General features: G+C 59.2%; 19 protein-coding genes. 5 read left to right on the forward strand and 14 right to left on the reverse strand.

The window, feature by feature from the left end:
- Window positions 1-4 precede the first annotated feature (4 nt).
- The 9 genes from GOW09_RS17945 to GOW09_RS17985 all read right to left on the reverse strand — a co-directional run bounded on the left by GOW09_RS17945 (window position 5) and on the right by GOW09_RS17985 (window position 8,528).
- A complete protein-coding gene (locus GOW09_RS17945; protein ID WP_152459238.1) occupies window positions 5-1,057 on the reverse strand; it encodes an alcohol dehydrogenase family protein in 1,053 nt (350 codons plus the stop codon).
- Between the two features lie 12 nt (window positions 1,058-1,069).
- Window positions 1,070-1,546: a cupin domain-containing protein gene (locus GOW09_RS17950; RefSeq protein ID WP_171119895.1), complete on the reverse strand. Its 477-nt coding sequence runs from the start codon at window positions 1,544-1,546 to the stop codon at window positions 1,070-1,072.
- 15 nt (window positions 1,547-1,561) lie between these two features.
- Entirely contained in the window at window positions 1,562-4,009 is a 2,448-nt protein-coding gene (locus GOW09_RS17955) for an FAD-dependent oxidoreductase (RefSeq protein ID WP_171119896.1), read from the reverse strand.
- Window positions 4,010-4,024: 15 nt separating this feature from the next.
- Window positions 4,025-4,405 carry a GFA family protein gene (locus tag GOW09_RS17960; RefSeq protein WP_171119897.1) on the reverse strand — a complete coding sequence of 127 codons (381 nt, stop codon included), beginning with the start codon at window positions 4,403-4,405 and terminating at the stop codon, window positions 4,025-4,027.
- 4 nt (window positions 4,406-4,409) lie between these two features.
- On the reverse strand, window positions 4,410-5,033 hold the full coding sequence (locus tag GOW09_RS17965; protein ID WP_152459242.1) for a LysE family translocator: 624 nt from the start codon (window positions 5,031-5,033) through the stop codon (window positions 4,410-4,412).
- Window positions 5,033-5,602 (reverse strand): helix-turn-helix domain-containing protein, encoded by a 570-nt coding sequence (locus tag GOW09_RS17970; RefSeq protein WP_152459243.1) that lies wholly within the window; start codon window positions 5,600-5,602, stop codon window positions 5,033-5,035. The genes GOW09_RS17965 and GOW09_RS17970 overlap by 1 nt, the downstream gene beginning before the upstream one ends.
- A 333-nt stretch (window positions 5,603-5,935) precedes the next feature.
- A complete protein-coding gene (locus GOW09_RS17975) occupies window positions 5,936-6,685 on the reverse strand; it encodes a hypothetical protein (RefSeq protein ID WP_171119898.1) in 750 nt (249 codons plus the stop codon).
- Between the two features lie 141 nt (window positions 6,686-6,826).
- Entirely contained in the window at window positions 6,827-7,282 is a 456-nt protein-coding gene (locus tag GOW09_RS17980; protein ID WP_171119899.1) for a GAF domain-containing protein, read from the reverse strand.
- A 73-nt stretch (window positions 7,283-7,355) separates the two neighbouring features.
- Window positions 7,356-8,528, reverse strand: a complete 1,173-nt coding sequence (locus GOW09_RS17985) for an acetyl-CoA C-acyltransferase (protein ID WP_171119900.1) — start codon at window positions 8,526-8,528, stop codon at window positions 7,356-7,358.
- A 102-nt stretch (window positions 8,529-8,630) separates the two neighbouring features.
- Here GOW09_RS17985 and GOW09_RS17990 point away from each other — a divergent pair, with 102 nt between their 5' ends.
- From GOW09_RS17990 to ggt, 3 genes are all read left to right on the forward strand, one after another.
- Window positions 8,631-8,969: an STAS domain-containing protein gene (locus tag GOW09_RS17990; protein ID WP_117872067.1), complete on the forward strand. Its 339-nt coding sequence runs from the start codon at window positions 8,631-8,633 to the stop codon at window positions 8,967-8,969.
- A gap of 21 nt (window positions 8,970-8,990) precedes the next feature.
- On the forward strand, window positions 8,991-9,440 hold the full coding sequence (locus tag GOW09_RS17995; RefSeq protein ID WP_171119901.1) for an ATP-binding protein: 450 nt from the start codon (window positions 8,991-8,993) through the stop codon (window positions 9,438-9,440).
- Window positions 9,441-9,655: 215 nt separating this feature from the next.
- A complete protein-coding gene (ggt, locus tag GOW09_RS18000) occupies window positions 9,656-11,233 on the forward strand; it encodes a gamma-glutamyltransferase (RefSeq protein ID WP_171119902.1) in 1,578 nt (525 codons plus the stop codon).
- A gap of 35 nt (window positions 11,234-11,268) precedes the next feature.
- Here the strand turns inward: ggt and hspQ are convergent, their stop codons facing one another.
- Window positions 11,269-11,595: a heat shock protein HspQ gene (gene hspQ, locus GOW09_RS18005; protein WP_117872061.1), complete on the reverse strand. Its 327-nt coding sequence runs from the start codon at window positions 11,593-11,595 to the stop codon at window positions 11,269-11,271.
- Between the two features lie 80 nt (window positions 11,596-11,675).
- Here hspQ and GOW09_RS18010 point away from each other — a divergent pair, with 80 nt between their 5' ends.
- Both GOW09_RS18010 and GOW09_RS18015 read left to right on the forward strand, forming a co-directional pair.
- A complete protein-coding gene (locus GOW09_RS18010) occupies window positions 11,676-12,557 on the forward strand; it encodes an AEC family transporter (RefSeq protein ID WP_171119903.1) in 882 nt (293 codons plus the stop codon).
- Between the two features lie 61 nt (window positions 12,558-12,618).
- Window positions 12,619-13,200, forward strand: coding sequence for a lytic transglycosylase (locus GOW09_RS18015; RefSeq protein ID WP_152459251.1), 582 nt, complete (start codon window positions 12,619-12,621; stop codon window positions 13,198-13,200).
- 14 nt (window positions 13,201-13,214) lie between these two features.
- Here the strand turns inward: GOW09_RS18015 and GOW09_RS18020 are convergent, their stop codons facing one another.
- The 4 genes from GOW09_RS18020 to GOW09_RS18035 form a co-directional block, all read right to left on the reverse strand.
- Entirely contained in the window at window positions 13,215-13,811 is a 597-nt protein-coding gene (locus tag GOW09_RS18020; RefSeq protein WP_152459252.1) for an outer membrane lipoprotein carrier protein LolA, read from the reverse strand.
- 39 nt (window positions 13,812-13,850) lie between these two features.
- Window positions 13,851-16,772 carry a DNA translocase FtsK gene (locus tag GOW09_RS18025; RefSeq protein ID WP_171119904.1) on the reverse strand — a complete coding sequence of 974 codons (2,922 nt, stop codon included), beginning with the start codon at window positions 16,770-16,772 and terminating at the stop codon, window positions 13,851-13,853.
- Between the two features lie 14 nt (window positions 16,773-16,786).
- Window positions 16,787-17,968: an aminotransferase class I/II-fold pyridoxal phosphate-dependent enzyme gene (locus GOW09_RS18030; RefSeq protein WP_171119905.1), complete on the reverse strand. Its 1,182-nt coding sequence runs from the start codon at window positions 17,966-17,968 to the stop codon at window positions 16,787-16,789.
- Between the two features lie 108 nt (window positions 17,969-18,076).
- Window positions 18,077-19,405, reverse strand: coding sequence for an amidase (locus GOW09_RS18035; protein WP_171119906.1), 1,329 nt, complete (start codon window positions 19,403-19,405; stop codon window positions 18,077-18,079).
- Window positions 19,406-19,411 lie beyond the last annotated feature (6 nt).

Raw genomic sequence — 19,411 nt, forward strand, 5'->3', positions numbered from 1 at the left:
CTCCTCAGGGCACCAATACCAGTTTTCCCGGAAGAGTCTTTGACTGAAAATCAGCCTGTGCAATACCAATATCCTTCAACGGATAGGTCCGGGAAACCAGTGGCTTGATCCGTCCGGTATTCACCAGTTCAACAAGACGGTCAAAGACTTCGGGCGCCTGGTGCGTGCACCCATGTATGGTGATGTCGCGCAGATATATATCCCGCAGATCAGCTTCGACAATCGGGCCTGCTATTGCCCCCGAAACGGCATAGTGCCCGCCGGATTTCAGGGAAAGGATCAGCGATGGCCAGGCCGGGCCACCCACAACGTCGATCACCACATCGAACATATCCTGCGGAAGCGGGTCGTTCCGGTCAAACGTATTCTCGGCCCCCTGGGATTTCACGATCTCGGCTTTCGTGCCCGCTGTTACAGCCCAAACCGACGCCCCGCGCAGGGCGGCCAGTTGCACCGCCGCCAGCCCGACGCCACCCGAGGCGCCGGTGATCAGCACCTTGTGCCCGGCAGTCACGCCTGCGCGGGTCAGCAGGTTTTCCGCCGTCCCGAAGGCGCAAGGAATGGCGGCGATTTCCACATCCGAAAGGGGCGAGGCGCTGACGTCATAGAGATCATCGGCTTCAACCAGGCAGTACTGCGCAAAAGCCCCGTCGATTTCGGAACCCAGCGCAATGAAGCCCTGCGGGTTTCCCGGGCGCGGGCGCGGCAGGTTTATCGGACAGGTCACGCGCTGCCCGGGTTTGAAGGCAACACCCGGCCCAACCTGTTCCACGATGCCGCAAAGATCTCCGCCCTGAATGCGGGGAAAGTGCAATGCACCGCCCCAACCGCCCGCTTCGACCTTCTGATCAACGGCATCCGTCGCGCCGGTGACGTCCGAGGAATACCAACCGACCCGTGTGTTGATATCCGTGTTGTTCACGCCTGCGGCGGCGACCCGAACCAGAACTTGCCCTGCCCCGGGTTCAGGAACCGGGATATCATCTCGCCATTCCAGAACTTCGGGGCCACCGTGACCCGTCAGATAGACACCGGACATCGTCTTTGGAGCATTCATTTCGCTGGCTTCTCAGGTCTGGTCGTCGGGATGGGGCGGAACCGGTCCCATCGGCACGATGTCATATCGGGCATTCAGGTCGGCCATCTTGGCCTCGTCCTCGAAATCCGCCGGGGTCATGCTTGCCAGTTCCGCAAGGAAACCATCAAACCCGGATGGTTGAAAGATCATGAGCATCCGTGCCGGTTTTTTGTCGGCAACCCGGCAGGCATGCGGCACACCCGCCGGAACATGCATGGTGGTGCCCGGCGTGCACAGGTGCCAGTCTCCGTCGACATAGAAATCCACGGCGCCCTCCAGGAAATAGAACGTCTCGGCATGGCTGTCGTGGCGATGAAGGCCAAGCGCGAAGCTGGCCTTCAAGTTGTCTTCCATCAGTGTGTAGGCTCCGCCCGTGTCCTGACCGGAAACCTTCACGAAGGTATGGTCGTTTTCCCAGTCATAGTTGGGACCTTCACCAGGTCCCTGCTTGGAATATCGCGGGCGCATATGGGCCTCCTTGTGTCAGGCGCGCAGCCGCTCGTTTGCGGGATCCCACAGCGGCTGTTCCTCCTGTACCACGGCGCGACACTTTTCGCCGTAGATTTCCACCTCGAGCTCGGTGCCCGGGTTGGCCAGATCGGCCTTGATCATGCCCAGCGCGACGGACTTGCCGACGCGATAGCCCCAGGCGCCCGATGTGGTCTCGCCCACGATCTGATCGCCCTGCCAGATGCAGGACATGTAAGGCGCATCGCAGTCACCGGCCTCGACGACCAGCGTAACGAAAGACTTCTTCACTCCACGCTGCTTTTCGGCCAGCAACGCGGCCTTGCCCGGGAAGTCCTGCGGCTTGTCGAACTTGATGAAGCGCTCCAGCCCACCTTCCAGCAGCGAGTAGTCGGTGCTCAGATCGCCCTTCCACGCGCGGTATCCCTTTTCGATGCGCAGGCTGTTCAGCGCATACATGCCAAACGGCTTGGCCCCGGCGGCAAGGATCGCGTCATAGATCGCGGGCATGTGCTCGTTGAGCGCATGCACCTCCCAGCCCAGTTCGCCGGCGAAGGACACGCGGATCAGGTGGGCGGGCTGTCCGGCCACGGTGGCCGCCTGATGGGTCAGCCAGCCCAGCGAGAGGTCGGCATCGGTCAGGCCCGACAGGATCTCGCGCGATTTCGGCCCGGTCACGATCAGCGTGTCGCGGGTGGTGGTCACGTCCTCGACGGTGACGCCCGCGGGCATCGCGTTCACAAGGATGTCGCGGTCATGCCATTGCGCGGTGGCGGCGGTGATCATCACGAAGTCATCCTCACCCAGGCGCATGCAGGACATCTCGGTCAGGATGCGGCCGCGATCGTCGGCGATGTAGACCAGGTTGATCCGGCCCACCTTGGGCAGGCCACCGGTGACCAGCCCGCGCAGCGCCTCGGCCGCGCCTTCGCCCTTGACGACAAACCGCGAGAAACCCGGCAGGTCGAGCACGCCGCAATGGTCACGCACGGCTTCGCATTCTTCTTTGATGCGCTGCTCCCACGGGCCCGAGCGGCCCCAGGTGTGGGTGCTTTCCTTGGAGGTGTCATCGCCCGGTTGCGCGAACCAGTTGGCGCGCTCCCAGCCATTGTAGACGCCCATGACGCCGCCCAGTTCCTTGACCTTGGCATGCACGGGCGACAGCTTCTTGTCGCGCGCGGCGGGCCATTCATGATGCGGGAAGTGCATGGCGTATTCGTTGCCGTAGACTTCCATGCCCTTCTGGTTGCAGTAGTCCTGATCGGTGTAGTCTGTATAGCGGCGCGGATCGACGGCCCACATATCCCATTCGGTGGCGCCATCCACGATCCATTCGGCCAGTACCTTGCCCGCGCCGCCGCCCTGGGCGATGCCGAAGGTGAAGGTATGCGCCTCGAACGCGTTCTTGACGCCGGGCATCGGGCCGATCAGCGGCAGGCCATCGGGCGCATAGGGAATCGGGCCGTTGATCACGCGGCCCACGCCCGAGGTCGCCATCAGCGGTACCCGCTCCATCGCGTCGGTGACGATATCCTCGATCCGGTCCAGATCGTCGTTCCACAGCTGGAAGCTGAAGTCCTCGGGCATCGGGTCGTCCTCGGTCATCCAGTGGCCCTTGCAGTTGGGCTCGTAGGGGCCGAGGTTGAAGCCATGCTTTTCCTGCCGCAGGTAGTAGGAAATATCCACGTCTCGCAGTAGCGGCAGCTTGCCGCCGTTTTCCTTCGACCAGGCCTCGACCTCGGGGATCTCGTCAGTCAGTAGATACTGGTGGCTCATGACCATCGCTGGCACGGTGCGACCACCATAAGGCTTGAACCATTCACCCACACGCTGCGCGTAGTATCCGGCAGCGTTGACGACATAGTCGCAGTCGATGTCACCCTTCTCGGTATGCACGGTCCAGGTGCCGTCGTCATGCTGGGTGACGCCGGTGGCAGGGCAGAACCGGATGATCTTCTGGCCCATGTCGCGCGCGCCCTTGGCCAGCGCCTGGGTCAGCTGCGCGGGGTCGATATCGCCATCGGTCGGGTCATACAGGACACCCTCAAGATCATGAGTTTCCAGGAACGGGTAGCGTTCCTTGGCCTGCTCCGGCGTCCACATTTCCATCGGGATTCCCTGATAGCGGCCCATCGACATGGCCCGCTGGAACTCCTGCATCCGCTCTTTGCTGTGCGCCAGACGGATCGAGCCGGACACGTGGTAGTTCATCGGATAGTCGACCTCTTCACCCAGACGCGAATACAGCTCGGTCGAATACCGCTGCATGTTCATGATCGCCCACGAGGTCGAGAAAGTCGGCACGTTGCCCGCAGCGTGCCAGGTCGAACCTGCGGTCAGTTCGTTCTTTTCCAGCAGAACGCAGTCGGTCCAGCCTTTCTTGGCCAGATGATACAGCGAGGAAGCCCCCACCACACCGCCACCGATGATGACCACGCGGGCTTTTGTCGGAAAATCACTCATGTGTCTTGGTCCCTGTTACTGTGCCCGTTGGGGCAGATCGTCCGTGATGTCGTAATAGTCGCCCTTGTCAGCCACAAAGATGTGCTTCGAGAGCTTTTGGCCCGTGGGCGCATCGAACGCGCCCATGGCAATCGAAATCGTGTCCTCTTCGGTCTGTTGCCAGAAGAGAAATGAGCCGCATTTGCTGCAAAACCCGCGCCGTGCGATGTCTGATGCGCGAAACCAGTTCAGCGTGTCGCGGGCCGAGAAACTCAGATTGTCCTGATGGGTCGTGGTCGAGGCCCAGACATGGCCGGATTGCTTTCGGCACTGCCCGCAATGGCAGACCGAAGGCGGAGAAAGGTCTCCTTCGATGGTGAAGGTAACTGAACCGCAAAGGCAGGACCCTCTGTACATAAGATTACCCCCTTGCCGCAGGCGCGGTGCTGGTTCCCAACAACACGCCGTAGATTATGAAACAGGCCGCCATCACCCGGCGCACCCAGATGTTGAACACTGCGCCCAGCGCCGCCTTGCCCATCAAAGCGCCCAACACGGTAAAACCGGTATAGCTGAGCGTTGTGATGAAAAGTGCGGTTGGCATGATCACGACCATCTGCTGCCAGATCGGCACGTCCGGCTGCACGAATTGCGAAAACGCGGCCAGATAGCCCGCGACGCTTTTTGGGTTGATCGTGGCCACTGCCAGCGCGTGCAGATAAACGTGCCGGGCCGGGCGTTCCGAGACCGGAGCGGGCTTGCCGGCATTCATCCATCCCCGCACGCCCAACCAGATCAGAAAGCCCGCGCCGACCAGCTTGGCTACGAAAAACCCGGTCGGAGAAGCGGCAATCAGGGCTGTGACGCCCAGCGCGGACAGAATCAAAAACATGCTGGCCTGCGTCAGTATGGCCAATACACCCATCATGGCCTTTGGAAACGGCAGGCTCATCCCGTTCGAGATGCAGTTGACCGCGTTCGGCCCCGGTGTGGTGACGAATACCACCCAGAACAGCGCGAAAATGGTCCAGGCCTCGAATGACATCAGTACACCGGCGGAGCAATGACCCAGATGGCCACAGCAGGCTCTTCATAGGGGTTGGCCCATTGATAAGGTTCATGTTTGATCCGAAAACTGTCGCCCGGCCCCACCAGAAATTCACGCGACCCGATCGTCAGGTTCAATCGACCTGAAATCATATAGCCCACTTCCTGGGTCGGGCGGTTGGCGGGTGTCTGCATCCGTGAGTTTGGCTCGAACGTGGAATGCACCATTTCGAAATCATCGGTCAGATCCGGCGACAGCAACTCTTCGATCAGGCCTTCTTCGCCCGACCCCATCGGGCGACGCGACCCGGCGCGCACGACGTAGCCCTGTTCGTCTGCTGGGGCAGCGGAATGCGCAAACAGCATCGACATTGGCACGCCAAGGCATTCTGCAATCTGGCGCAGGTCCGAGATTGAAGGCTCGGACAAATCGCGCTCTACCTGGCTCAACCAACCGACAGAGCGATCCAGCCGAGTTGCGATCTCGGTCAGGGTCAACCCTCTGGCCTTGCGCAAGGCCCTCAGGTCAGCACCAAGGGTCGCGCTTTGGGGGGCTTGGCTGTTCACAGGCCGCTCCGAATCTCGTGAAATTCTTCCTTCGTTTTTCACGATGGAGCAAGTCGGTGAAATTTCCAAGCGTTTTTTCACGCCCGGTTTCAATGGGGTGTCGATCCTCATCGTGTGCGAAAGACAGAATTGAGGACCAGCAGGCGCACAGGCCCCTGAAACACCAGAAAAACCGCAGGGGCGCAGCAGCCGGATTTCAGTTTTTGCCGTACAAGGGCTTCATTTCAAAAAGACAGCACATATCGTTCCCCCGTCGCGCTGCGGCGACATGGGAAACCCTTCGCGACAGAGATAGTTTTGGAAAAGCCTGAATCGTGCAAAGCCCGCCCGGCTTTAGAATTGAAGGCCGGCAAAAACCTTCACTTCATCCAACACATGTTGAGGCCAGCGACGGGTGAAACTGTCGGCGATCGTTTCGCGCTTTTCCGGCTCAAGCCCGGCAAGCAAGCTGGGAAATCGGCGGCGATTTCTGGGCAGCGTCCACATTTCGATGCCGTTTTCGAAACAGTAACGGGCAAAACGCACGTCGACGAACTTCTCGCTGCCTTCCATGTATTCCAGTGTCGGGAACAGCGACCCGGACACCATGACGGTTCCGGTTCCCAACTGGTGTACCCTGGTCGAGTAGGTCAGCCGTTGGTTCATACGCAACAACGTGCGCTGCCGTATCGACCTGGGCGTCGGGTTTGTGAACGTCGTGGCATGATAGCCGAAGACACGCTTTTCCAGTCCGACGCCCCGCGCCCGGCGTATGGTCTGACGGACATAGTTGTCCGCATATTCGATATCATCGTCGACCAGAAAAACGGTATCTGCCGGATCCGGCTGGAAAATGAACTTGCCGACATCCTTGTAATCCCGGTCGGGGATCACGGCGGTGACGTTGTCGAACTCTCCCAGAAAATCGGGAACTTCCTGATATTCGTTCAGGCAGATGAAAACTCTGTCGACCTGATGCGCGATGCTTGCCACCGAATGGGGCAATACGCCGATGCGATCCTGGAATGTCGCCATATGGGCGCGTCTGATCCCTTTTGGAGGCGCTTCATCCGCGACCGTCGGATTGATGTCAGACTCTTGCATCCGTGAGAAACACCCCAAAACGAAACTTCGCTATGGATTTTGATAGGAGATCGCTTCGAAGCCTGCAAGACGAAGTCAGCCGGGCCGTTCAATCGCCCGGGAATCCCTTGGGTTGATGCAAATCCGCAACGACCGCAGCGGTCAGAGCCCGGCAAACACGGCGGTCAGAATGTCTTCCAGATTTTGCGCATCCTGTTGCGTGAAAGCATCCGGCTGGTCGCTGTCAATGTCAAAAACGGCGATGACTTTTCCCGACGAATCCCGCACGGGCAGAACCAGTTCGGACCGGGTTGAGCTGGCGCAGGCGATGTGACCCGGAAACGCATCGACATCCGGCACCAGTTGCGTTTCGCCCGTTCTTGCGGCGGCACCGCAGACGCCCCGTTCGAACGGGATGACCAAACAACCATGCCCACCCTGATAGGGCCCGATCTTCAGAACGCCCGGTTCGGTGACACGATAAAACCCGGTCCAGTCAAAACGATCGTCGGAATGGTGAACCTCGCAGGCGACAGTGGCCATGAGAGCAACCTGGTCCGTTTCGCCTTCGGTCAGGGCCGCGATGGTTTTGGCAAGCGTTTCATAATCGGCAGTCATTGATTGCAACCCCTTCGGATGGTCGGGGGCACGGCCCCCGAACCCCCCGGAGTATTTGGAAAAAGATGAAGGGTCAAACGCGTTCGATGGCAATGGCCGTGCCTTCCCCACCGCCAATGCAGATCACCGCGACGCCCCGTTTGAGGTTACGTTTTTCCAGCGCATTCAACAACGTAACGATGATGCGGGCACCAGAGGCACCGATGGGATGGCCCAGGGCGCAGGCGCCGCCATTCACATTCACCTTGTCTCGCGGCAAGCCCATTTCGTGCATGAATGCCATCGGCACAACCGCGAAGGCCTCGTTCACTTCCCACAGGTCGACGTCATCCTTGCTCCAGCCAATGCGCGACAACAGCTTCTGCGCCGCCGGGACCGGAGCCGTCGTGAAAAGGCCGGGGGCCTGAGCATGGCTCGCATGACCCAAAATCCGGGCCCGAACCGTCATGCCCTGCGCTTCGGCGGCCTCTGCCGACGCGAGAACCAGCGCCGCCGCGCCATCCGAAATCGAAGACGAGTTGGCGGCCGTCACCGTACCGTCCTTGCGAAATGCAGGCTTCAGCGTCGGGATCTTCTCGGGGCGGGCGGATTTTGGCTGCTCATCTGTCTCCAGCAGAATTTCACCCTTGCGCGTCCGGACCGTAACGGGCGCGATTTCCTGATCGAATGCACCACTTTCCTGCGCAGACAGCGCGTTGGACAAAGATTGCAGCGCGTATTCATCCTGTGCTTCACGGGTGAACTGGTACGCCTCGGCACAATCTTCGGCGAAGGTCCCCATCAGACGGCCCTTGTCATAGGCATCTTCAAGGCCGTCGAGGAACATATGATCAACCACCTGGCCGTGGCCAATGCGGGCACCGCCGCGCATCTTGGGCAGCAGATACGGCGCGTTGGTCATGCTTTCCATGCCGCCCGCAACCATCGTATCTGCGTGACCCAAGGCAATTTGGTCAAAGGACATCATTGCGGCCTTCATCCCCGAACCACACATTTTGTTCAGCGTGGTGGCGGGAACCTCTTCGCCCAATCCTGCCGCGAATCCGGCCTGCCGCGCAGGTGCCTGACCCTGCCCGGCCGGCAAAACGCAACCCATCAGCACTTCGTCGACTGTCTGCACCCCTGCCTGTTGCAAAGCCGCGCGGATCGCTTCGCCCCCGAGGTCAGCCGCAGCAACACCGTCAAACATGCCCTGAAACCCGCCCATCGGTGTACGGGCAGCCCCTGCTATAACAACGTCTCTCATCCGGGTTTTCCTCCTGCTTTCCGGCCCTTGAATACCGAATGGTAAGAATTGCCGTCTAGCGTATTTCTACGACTCAATTTCAGTTTGGAAAGTGGCAGGATCATGGGGCTGACCAGCAAGACAACCGGCGAAACTCAGATCATCACCGTTCATGCCGACCGGATCGATGCTGCAATGGCCATTCAGTTCAAGGAAGACATGCGCGCCAATACCGAGGACAGCGCTCATCGCGTTGTTCTGGATCTGTCCGATGTCGAGTTCATTGACTCCAGCGGTCTGGGTGCAATCGTTGCCTCAATGAAACAGCTGGGAAAAGACCGGAGGCTTGATCTGGCCGGGTTGCAGCCAGTGGTCGAAAAAGTCTTTCGCTTGACACGCATGGATACGGTTTTCAGGCTTTTTGAAACACTGGATGACGCGTTGTCAGAGACGGACGCCTGACGGCAGCAGGGGATAGATGGCGTGGAGCCGATTGAAAACAAGACCTGTCTGGAATTGACCTTCCCTGCGACGGAATCAGAGGCCAGTGTGGGCATTGCAAAGCTCAGCGTCGGTCTGGCGGAACGGGGGTTGCCCCCCCATAAAGCCGATGATGTGAAGATTGCATTGGCTGAAGCCATCAACAACGTCGTGGAACACGCTTACAATGGCATCGCCGCGGCCAAGGTTCAGGTCACCTGTCGGCTGGACAGGGATCTTCTGGACATCTTGATCTCGGATACGGGGCGCCCGCTGCCTGGATACCGACTTCCGGATGGCACCCCTGCTCCGATTGGAACGGATCTGCAAGACCTCCCCGAAGGTGGGTTCGGCTGGTTCCTGATTCATCGCCTCACCAGTGATATCCGGTACGAGCGGCGCGGTGGATGCAACCGTCTGTCCCTGCGGTTTGACTTTGAACCCAACTGGTGATCGACCGCAATTGGTCACAATAAGGTCATTTTCGAAACATTGTCGCGCCGCAAACAACCGCCATACAGTGACTCGTAGCTCAGATAGCTTCCCTCGGCGCCACATATCACAGCCCCCACCCAGTGAATGGCGCCGAGGAACTTCCCCCCCGAAACTGCTGGACAATCGCTGATCAGTGAATAGCTTTCTCTTGTTCCACAGAGAGAGAATTCGCCATGCGTGATCTGCATAGCCCGGGCCGATCCGAAGTTTTTGCCACGCAAGGCATGTGCGCAACGTCGCATCCGCTGGCGGCAAAGGTGGCCATCGATATCTTGGGCCAGGGCGGCAACGCGATGGATGCCGCGATCGCCGGGGCTGTTCTTCTGGGGATTTGCGAACCTCAGATGACCGGATTGGGCGGCGATTGCTTCGTTCTGTTCAATCGTGCCGGCGAAAGCAGGATACGCGCGCTCAACGGATCGGGTCGCGCACCGGCTGCCGCGCAATCCCAGATGTTGCGCGATCAGGGCCTGTCATCCGTACCTTTGGATGGGCCGGATGCTGTGACCATTCCCGGAGCCGTCGATGCCTTCTGCCACCTGGCCCAGACCGAGGGTCGCCTGGGGTTGGGCGCGATTTTGAACCCGGCGATTCATTATGCTGAAGCGGGTGTTCCGGTGGCTCCCCGTGTCGCTTTCGATTGGAAATCGGGGGCCGCAACACTTCAGGGCGCCGCCCGCGACCACTATCTGATTGACGGGCAAGCCCCGTCGATCGGGCAGGTTTTCCGTGCGCCGGGACAGGCGGAGGTATTGCGCCAAATCGCGGCCCACGGGCGCGACGCGTTCTATTCAGGTGAAATCGCCGATGATATGATTACCGCACTTTCGGAAAGGGGTGGTGTCCATTCCGCTGAGGATTTTCATCACACAAGATATACCGAAACGCAGCCGATACATGGGGCCTACAAAGGCGTGGATTTGGTGGAACATCCACCGAACGGCCAGGGCGCAACCGCGATTTTGCTGCTGAATATCCTCAAGCACTTTGACATGGCCTCGATGGATCCATTCGGAGCGGAGCGTATTCATATCGAAGCCGAGGCCACCAAACTGGCCTATGACGCTCGAAACCGGTTCATCGCGGATCCCGACCACATGGCAAGAGTGGAGCGCTTTCTGGATCCGGATATCGCTGCCAGATTGGCTGCTTTGATCGATCCCCAAAAGGCGATGCCTGCTGCGGCGCCTCTGACCGAGGCGGTTCACAAGGACACGGTTTACATCACCGTGGTCGACCGCGACCAAATGGCTGTTTCGCTGATCTATTCGATCTTTCACAGCTTTGGATCCGGTATCGCGTCGGAAAAATACGGCATATTGCTGCAAAACCGCGGGGCAGGATTCACATTGCAGCCCGGCCACCCCAACGAACTGGGCGGCGGCAAACGCCCGATGCACACGATCATTCCGGGAATGTTGGCGCAGAACGGTCGGGTCACGATGCCGTTTGGTGTCATGGGCGGTGCCTATCAGCCAACCGGACACGCGCGTTTCGTGTCAAATCTTACCGATTTCGGGCTTGGGTTGCAGGAAAGCATCGATGCGCCGCGCGCTTTCTTCGACGGATCGGTTCTGAAACTGGAACGTGGGTATAGCGAGGCAATCGCGAAACAATTGTCCGATATCGGCCACAATATTGAAGTGCCGGAAACACCTCTTGGCGGAGCGCAAGCGATCCGAATCCGGAACGACGGCGTTTTGGAAGGCGCCAGCGACCCACGCAAGGACGGCTGTGCGCTTGGATATTGATCTGCGGCAGACCTATGCCCGCCGGTTCGGCTCTGCTAGTTCAGGTGGAAATGCAGGGGGTATGAACCATCTTCGAACGGTCCGAACATATTGGGAATATCCGGGTGCTCGACCGGTTCGCCTGAATAGTCTGCAACCAGATTTTGTTCTGAAACATAAGCAACATAGAAGGATTGGTCGTTCTCGGCCAGCAGATGGTAGAACGGTTGCTCTTTCCTTGGGCGGCTGTCTTCCGGAATGGCCTGATACCATTCTTCGGTATTCGAAAACTCGGGATCCACGTCAAAAATCACCCCTCGAAAAGGGTGTTTCTTGTGACGAACCACCTGGCCCAAGCCGTATTTTGCACGTGTCTTTAGCATTGTATCAGCCCCCAACGCTTTTTTTACCCGTTTCCGGGCGGAAAAGCCAATCATTGATGTGAAAATCAGGGAAACAGTCTGTGAACCTTATACTGACAGTGTTCGAAATCGTGGCGCCGGTTTTTCTATTGGCGGCTGTTGGTTTTACATGGGTAAAGCTGGGCTTTGAATACCGCCTGCAATTCGTTACCCGCTTTGCAACTATGCTGGCAATGCCCAGTCTGATCTTTGTTGCCCTGATGCAAACCGAGATCCCGGGCAATGATCTGTCACGCTTCACAATGGCGACACTGGTCGCAAATCTGCTGCTGGTGGTTGTGTTCTGGCTGATCGTTCGAGGGCTGAGACTGGACCCGCGAACATATCTGTCACCTTTGATCTTCGGCAATACCGGAAATCTGGGCCTGCCGCTGTGCATCTTTGCCTTTGGTCAGATTGGTCTGGGATATGCTGTTGTCTTTCTGTCAGTTACCGCGCTGTTTTCTTTCACTTACGGGATTTATCTGGTCGCCGGGAAAGGTGCGTGGGGACAGGTTGCGCGCCAACCAATGGCCTGGGCGACGATCCTTGGCGCAGTGTTTCTGTGGCAGGGGTGGCAGACGCCGACATTTCTGACCAACACGCTGGAGCTTTTGGGGCAAATGGCTGTTCCGCTGATGTTGGTCACGTTGGGTGTGGCAATCGCCCGTCTGACCTCGCACAGCCTGGGGCGGGCGCTGTGGCTGTCAGCGCTGAAACTGGCGGTGTGCTTTGCGCTTGGATGGGGAATCGGAGGATGGTTTGATTTGGGTACGATCGCATTTGGCGTTCTGGTTCTTCAAATCTGTACGCCGGTTGCCGTAACCTCTTACCTGTTGGCCGAACGGTTCGGGGCCGAGTCCGATGCCGTCGCCGGCATGGTCATGGTGTCCACACTGCTTTCCGTAGCGGCGTTACCGGCTGTTCTGGCTATCATTTTATAGCGATTGTGATTTCCTCAGCGCTCAATCTGCGCTAGAATACACAAAAAAAGGCACGAGGCACATGAGCAGAATTCTTTTCGTACTCCTAGGGGTGCTGCTTCTGGCATCCTGTGGGGGCGGCTCTAAACAGCCGCCCAGCAGATTAAACGATGCGTGCAGTATTGCGCGTGAAAAACCCGACTATATCAAAGCCTTCAAGAACACCGAGCGCAAATGGGGCGTACCGGTTCACGTTCAGATGGCGACCATCTATCAGGAAAGCCGCTATCGGCACGATGCGCGCACTCCGCATAGATACGTATTGGGCGTCATCCCGATGGGTCGTCAAAGCAGCGCTTACGGCTATGGTCAGGCACTGGACGGCACATGGGAACAGTACCAGCGTGAAACAGGAAAACGCCGGGCCAAGCGCGATCGCATCCGCGACGCCTCGGATTTTATCGGCTGGTACATGAACAAAAGCTACGAGCGAAACGGTATCCACCCGGCAGATACGCGCAATCAATACCTGGCCTATCACGAAGGTCATACAGGGTACGCCCGTGGCAGCTACAACAGCAAATCCTGGTTGTTGAACGTTGCCAATGACGTAGACGCACGCGCACAACTATATCAGGCACAGTTGGCAAACTGCCGGTATTGATACGCACAAGTGGGTCAGCGATTGCCTGACCCGCTTCTCTTTTTGTCCGAGAACAGCTTCTGATCAAGGCGACCGCCTTCATTCATGGCGCCCAGCAATACCGTTGTCTGGCTGCCCGCATTGTCGTGAATCACCCACTTGCGCAGCTCGACCGGATTGTCCGTGAACATCAGTTCGATCCGGCCCGCTTCGGGGTTCTTGGGATCCTGCGCGGTGACGACGGTGGCCGTGCCGTCAAAGCTGTGACCTACAACCATATTCGCCTGGCTCAGGTTCACGTTGCGCGCCAGCACGATGGACAGCGGCGTGCGCTTAAGCGGGTATTGCTCGGGCGGCTGGTTCGATTTCGGATCAAAGATCTGAACGCTTCCGGATCTTGCCAGCACCACGGCACTGTTGGGCGGGTCATATTCAAACCGCATCTTGCCGGGGCGCTGCATCCACAGCTTGCCGGTGCTCAGCGAGCCATCGTCATTCACCTGGGTGAATGTCGTCTGAACCGTCTTCAACCCGTTCAGGTAATTGGAAATCTGCGAGAGCGGCAGCTTCTCCGCCGCCCATGCGGCGGGTGCGGCCAGTGTCAAAGCAAGGGCAAAAGCAATCTGTTTCATGCCGTACAGATAGGCCTTCTGCCCTTGTTATTAAATATCTTACTGCTCGGGGACGAGGATTTCCCGCTTACCGACATGATTTGCCGCAGAAACAACGCCTTCGTCCTCCATCTGCTCAACCAAGCGCGCCGCCTTGTTATAGCCGATGGCAAGTTTCCGCTGGATATACGAGGTCGAGCATTTGCGATCCTTGATCACGATTGCCACCGCCTGATCGTACAACGCGTCCTCTCCGTTCGTATTGCCGCCAGTGTTCAGACCCAAAACGGCATCGATATTGTCAGCCTTTTCCTCGGCCGGACCGTCGACGACACCGCCAATGTAGTCCGGCGGACCGAACTGTTTCAGGTGGTTGACGACTTCCTCGACCTCTTCATCCGAGACAAAGGGTCCGTGGCAGCGGGTAATCTTGGCACCCCCAGCCATGTAAAGCATGTCGCCCTGCCCCAGCAGCTGTTCGGCCCCCATTTCACCCAGAATGGTGCGGCTGTCGACTTTCGACGTCACCTGGAAGGAAATCCGCGTTGGGAAGTTCGCCTTGATCGTACCGGTGATCACGTCGACCGAAGGGCGCTGTGTGGCCATGATCAGATGAATGCCCGAGGCCCGCGCCATCTGCGCCAAACGCTGGATGCAGGCTTCGATTTCCTTTCCTGCTACCATCATCAGGTCGGCCATCTCATCGACGATGACAACGATATAGGGCATCGCTTCGGGTGCGAATTCTTCAGTCTCGAACGTTGGTTCACCGGTTTCATCGTCAAACCCGGTTTGCACCGTGCGGCTGAACATCTCGCCTTTGGCCAGCGCATCCTTCACCCGGCCGTTATAGCCCGCGATGTTGCGGACGCCCATTTTGGACATCTTGCGATAGCGATCTTCCATCTCGCCCACGACCCATTTCAGGGCGACCACCGCTTTTTTCGGGTCGGTCACAACGGGCGACAGCAGATGCGGGATGCCGTCATAGACCGACAGTTCCAGCATCTTCGGGTCGATCATGATCAGGCGGCATTCATCCGGCGTCAGCTTGTACAGCAGCGACAGGATCATGGTGTTGATCGCCACCGACTTACCGGAACCGGTTGTACCAGCAATCAGTAGGTGAGGCATCTTGGCGAGGTTTGCCACGACGGACTCGCCGCCGATATCCTTGCCCAAGGCCAACGGCAGTGCCTGGTTGCCATCGCCAAAATCGCGGCTGGCCAGGATTTCGCGCAGAACCACCATTTCGCGGTTTTCGTTCGGCAGTTCGATGCCGATCACCGAACGGCCCGGAAGGGTCGAAACCCGCGCTGACAGGGCCGACATCGAACGCGCGATGTCATCGGCCAGGCCGATCACGCGGCTTGCCTTCAGCCCCGGAGCGGGCTCCAGTTCGTACATGGTGACGACCGGGCCGGGGCGAACGCTGACGATCTCACCCTTCACGCCATAATCATCCAGCACGTTTTCCAGCATCCGCGCGTTTTCTTCCAAGGCTTCATCGCTCAGATGGTGGCGCTGAATGCTGGCCGGATTCGACAAAAGGCCCAGAGGTGGCAGTTCGAAGTCCGAGTGCCGCTCTTCAAAGGATAATGCAGGCTGTGCCTCGGCCTGTGCGCGGCGAGACGGTTGCGGTGTACGGCGTACCGGTTGCGCGACCACGGGCTTGCGCGGTTCGGCTACCGGGATTTTCATCGCCGGGCGTGGTTGCAAAACAGCTTCTTCGACATCCTCGAATACCTCGTCCTCCAGATCCGGCTCGGATGCATAGTGGTTCCGCATGGGTTCGGGCGCATTTTCAAACGGCGTGGACTCTTGCCAGTCTGGCATGTCACCCGCTGTTACGGGCGGCTCGGGCGGCAGTCCTGCTGATGTCACCGGCGGTTCCATTGGCAGACCATCCGGCTGGCTTGCGTTCAGGATCAGCGGGCCCGGGCGACGGCCACGGCCCTTGGTCAGCGGAAGGTTCGGGTCGGGTTCGGGTGTCAACTCACCGGTCGCCACTTTGCGATTGCGCACAGCGGCCGAGATTTTCGAACGGATGCGATCTTCACCCGGCATTTCGTCGAAACCCGCGATTGGTTCCGGATCGACCAGCTCTGGCTCGGGCATGGGATCGGGGCGCCTGATGAGTGACGGCATACGCGCCAACAGACCGGACTTGACCGGAGGTTCGGGACTTTCCGGTTCAGGTTCTTCAAAGATTGGATCGGTATAAGCCAGATCATCCTCGAACACGGCCTCGGCCCCTGCGGTTCGCGCAAGTTTGCGCTCTTCCCATTGCGCGCGACGATCTCGTGCCGCCTGCGCAGCCGAGGCTGCACCACGGCCCATCAGGGTCATCAGCATATCATATGCCATCACAAGCCCCAGCAAGAAGGCCCGGAAACCCCGCTTGACATCGGTTTTGGTGAAACCCAGCACAAAAATACCCAGCGCAATCATCCCGACCGCCATGGCCAGCGACATCAGCTTCACCAGAAAATGTGACGAAATCGGCAACAGCGTCAACAACGCGCCCATGACCGTATCGCCGAACAAACCGCCCAGACCATAGCTGTGGGTCGCGCGCCAGTCTGCATCAGGAACGAGGGTTGCGGCATACACCGAGACGACGGCGATCCAGATCGGCGCAAAAATCAGACGCGCAATGGCGCGATCTTCCCCGAAATGGCCCGCAAACCGAAAACCCCAACCGATCAGAACCAATGCGATGCCCCAGCTTCCCCAGCCGACGATCATGAACAAGGGTGCGGCGATCGAGGCCCCAATCCGCCCCATCCAGTTTTGCACCGGCGCGTCGGTGGACACCATCCAGTTTGGATCATCGGGCGTGTAGGACCAGATCATCGCGGCCGCAGCCAAACCCAGCAGGATCAGGGCGATGCCGATCAACTCCTTGCTGCGTCGCTCAAGGGCTGCCTGCGTTGTGCTGTCCAGCAATGGATCGCGGTTGCGCGCGTTATATGATGCCATTTTGCCCTCGTACCTCACGAATAGATGCAGTCGCGGAGTGTGATCAGACCACGCTGCAACTCTGTTTTTGGGGCCACCAATGCAGCCCGAATAAATCCTTCGCCCGGGTTCTTTCCCGGATCGCCTTGTGAAAGATATGCGCCCGGCAGGACCCGGACACCGGTTTCCTTCCAGACTTTCAATGCGGTGTCTTCACCATTCTCGACCGGCAGCCACAGAAAGAAACCGGCCTCGGGCGCCATATAGCCTTGCACGCCTGCGAATACCTCATCCGCAATGGCGTACTTTTCCTGATACAGCGCGCGGTTTTCGCGAACGTGTTCCTCATCCGCCCAAACCTTTGCCGCGGCAGCTTGCAAGGGCAGAGGCAGAGGCGACCCGGCATAGGTGCGCAACTGCTTGACCTGTTTGATCGTCTTTGGGCCACCGGCGATAAGCCCCGACCGCAAACCGGCCAGATTCGAACGTTTGGAAAGTGAGTTGAACAGCGTGATCCGTTCAGGATCAGCGCCCAGCTCCTGCGCGACAGTCAGAACACCTGTCGGGGCTTCTTCACGGTAAATCTCGGAATAACACTCATCCGCAAAAATACGGAAATCGTACCGCTCGGCCAGACGGATCAGGTCGGCCCAATACTCGCGCGAGGCAACGGCCCCCTGCGGATTGGCGGGTGAACAGATATAGGCCACGGCGGTGCGGTTCAGCACGTCCGCAGGCAGGCCGGCATAGTCCGGCAGATGGCCCGTCGCGGCGGTGGCGGGCACAAAATAAGGCTGCGCGCCCACCGACAGCGAGGCGACCATGTAGACCTGATAAAACGGGTTCGGGCACAGGATGATCGGCTGCTGACCGTTCTTCTGTTCCGGGCACAAAGCCATGGCGGCGTTGTATAGCCCCTCGCGCGTGCCGTTCAGCGCCATCACGTTGGCATCAGGGTCCATCTGAACCCCATATCGCCGCTTGATCCAATCCGTAATCGCCGTGCGCAGGTCATCCGACCCTTCGTTCGGGGGATATCCCTGGAACCCGGCGGCGTTTTCCATGATGACATCCGTCACCCAAGCCGGAAAATCATGTGTCGGTGCACCAATGGTCATGTGAACGACATCACCGCCCGGCTGATGGTGATTCAACAGGGCGCGCAGACGCGGGAATGCATAAGCCGGTAGGTTCGAAAACCGCTCGGGGAAAACCATGGTACTGCCTCAATATCGGGGTCATTGGCGCCCCGTTTTTTTGGCAGATTACAGTCCGTGTGCCTCTTCGTCCAGACAAAGAGGTTCCGAATCAGGGGATTGTGGCATTCAGGCCAGCACCGTTTCCGCTGCCGAACCCAGCCGCAACAACGCCTCTTCCGAGCCGGGATAGCCCAGCATCATCAACCCGCAGCCGGGCGTTCCGGTGGGCAGGCTCAGCGCCGCCAGCCCCATCAGATTGCCAATCCGCGTGTTCCGCAAGGCCAGAAGATTCTCGGTTACGTAATAGTCGTGATCGCTGAGCAAGCGCTCCAGATTGGGCGGCAAAATCGGCGCTGTCGGCGCCAGAACCGCATCAAACCCGGCGGTCGCCACGTCCCAGGCGCTGCGGCATGCCTTGAGTTTGGCCCAGGTCGCCACATAGTCGGGGCCCGAATAGCCCATGCCAATGCGGAAGCGTTCGAGAATCTCGGGATACATTGCCTCGGGCTTGGCTTCGATGACATCGCGCCACAGCCCATAGGCCTCGGTCGTGTATACGATGCTGGTCAACGTCATGGCCTCGTTCAACTCGGGAACTTCCAACGGCACGATCTCGGCCCCCGCGTCGGCAAGTTGGGCAACGGCTTCGTCATATGCCTTGCGCGGTGTGTCGCGCAGGTCGTCCTTGGCAATGTTCTGCAAATCGGCAAAACGGCGTCCTTTCAGCGAAGCGCCACGCAGATCAGCAGGTGTTCCCCCCTCGAGCAGAGCCAGCACATGCGCCGCGTCCTCGACCGAACGCGCCACAGGTCCAACCGTGTCGAAACGCAGGCACAGCGGCACCACACCCTCCAGGCTGAGCCGCCCCGCAGTGGTTTTCAGCCCCACCAGATCATTCCAAGCCGCCGGGATACGCACCGAACCACCCGTGTCCGAGCCGATGCCACACGCCGCCAACCCCCAGGCGACCGAGGCCGCAGCCCCCGAAGACGACCCCCCGGGCACTGCTGCCTCGTCATGAATGCAGGGCGGGGTTTCGGTGATCGGATTCAACCCGAGGCCGGAAAAGGCCAGCTCGCTCATATGTGTTTTACCCAGGCAAACGGTGCCCATCTGAGTCGCATTGCGCAGCACCAGCGCATCCGCATCCGGCACGCGATCCTTCAGCAGAGCCGAACCCGCCTCGGTCACGGTGCCGGCGGTGTCGAACAGGTCTTTCCAACTGATCGGGACGCCATCCAGCAGCGACCGGCGCAGGCCCAGTTGCGCTCGTTGCCGAGCGGCTTCAGCCTCAGCCCGGGCGCGGTCATGGGTAATGCGGGCATAGATGCGGTCCCGATGCGGATGAGCGTCAATAGCGGACAGGTAGGTTTCCGTCAGTTCGACCGGATCGATCTGACCCATGCCAATGCCACGGCCCAAATCACACGCGGTCATTGTCAACCAATCCTGCATCTCATC

It is taken from the genome of Ruegeria sp. HKCCA5463 (assembly GCF_013034175.1).
GTDB lineage: Bacteria > Pseudomonadota > Alphaproteobacteria > Rhodobacterales > Rhodobacteraceae > Ruegeria.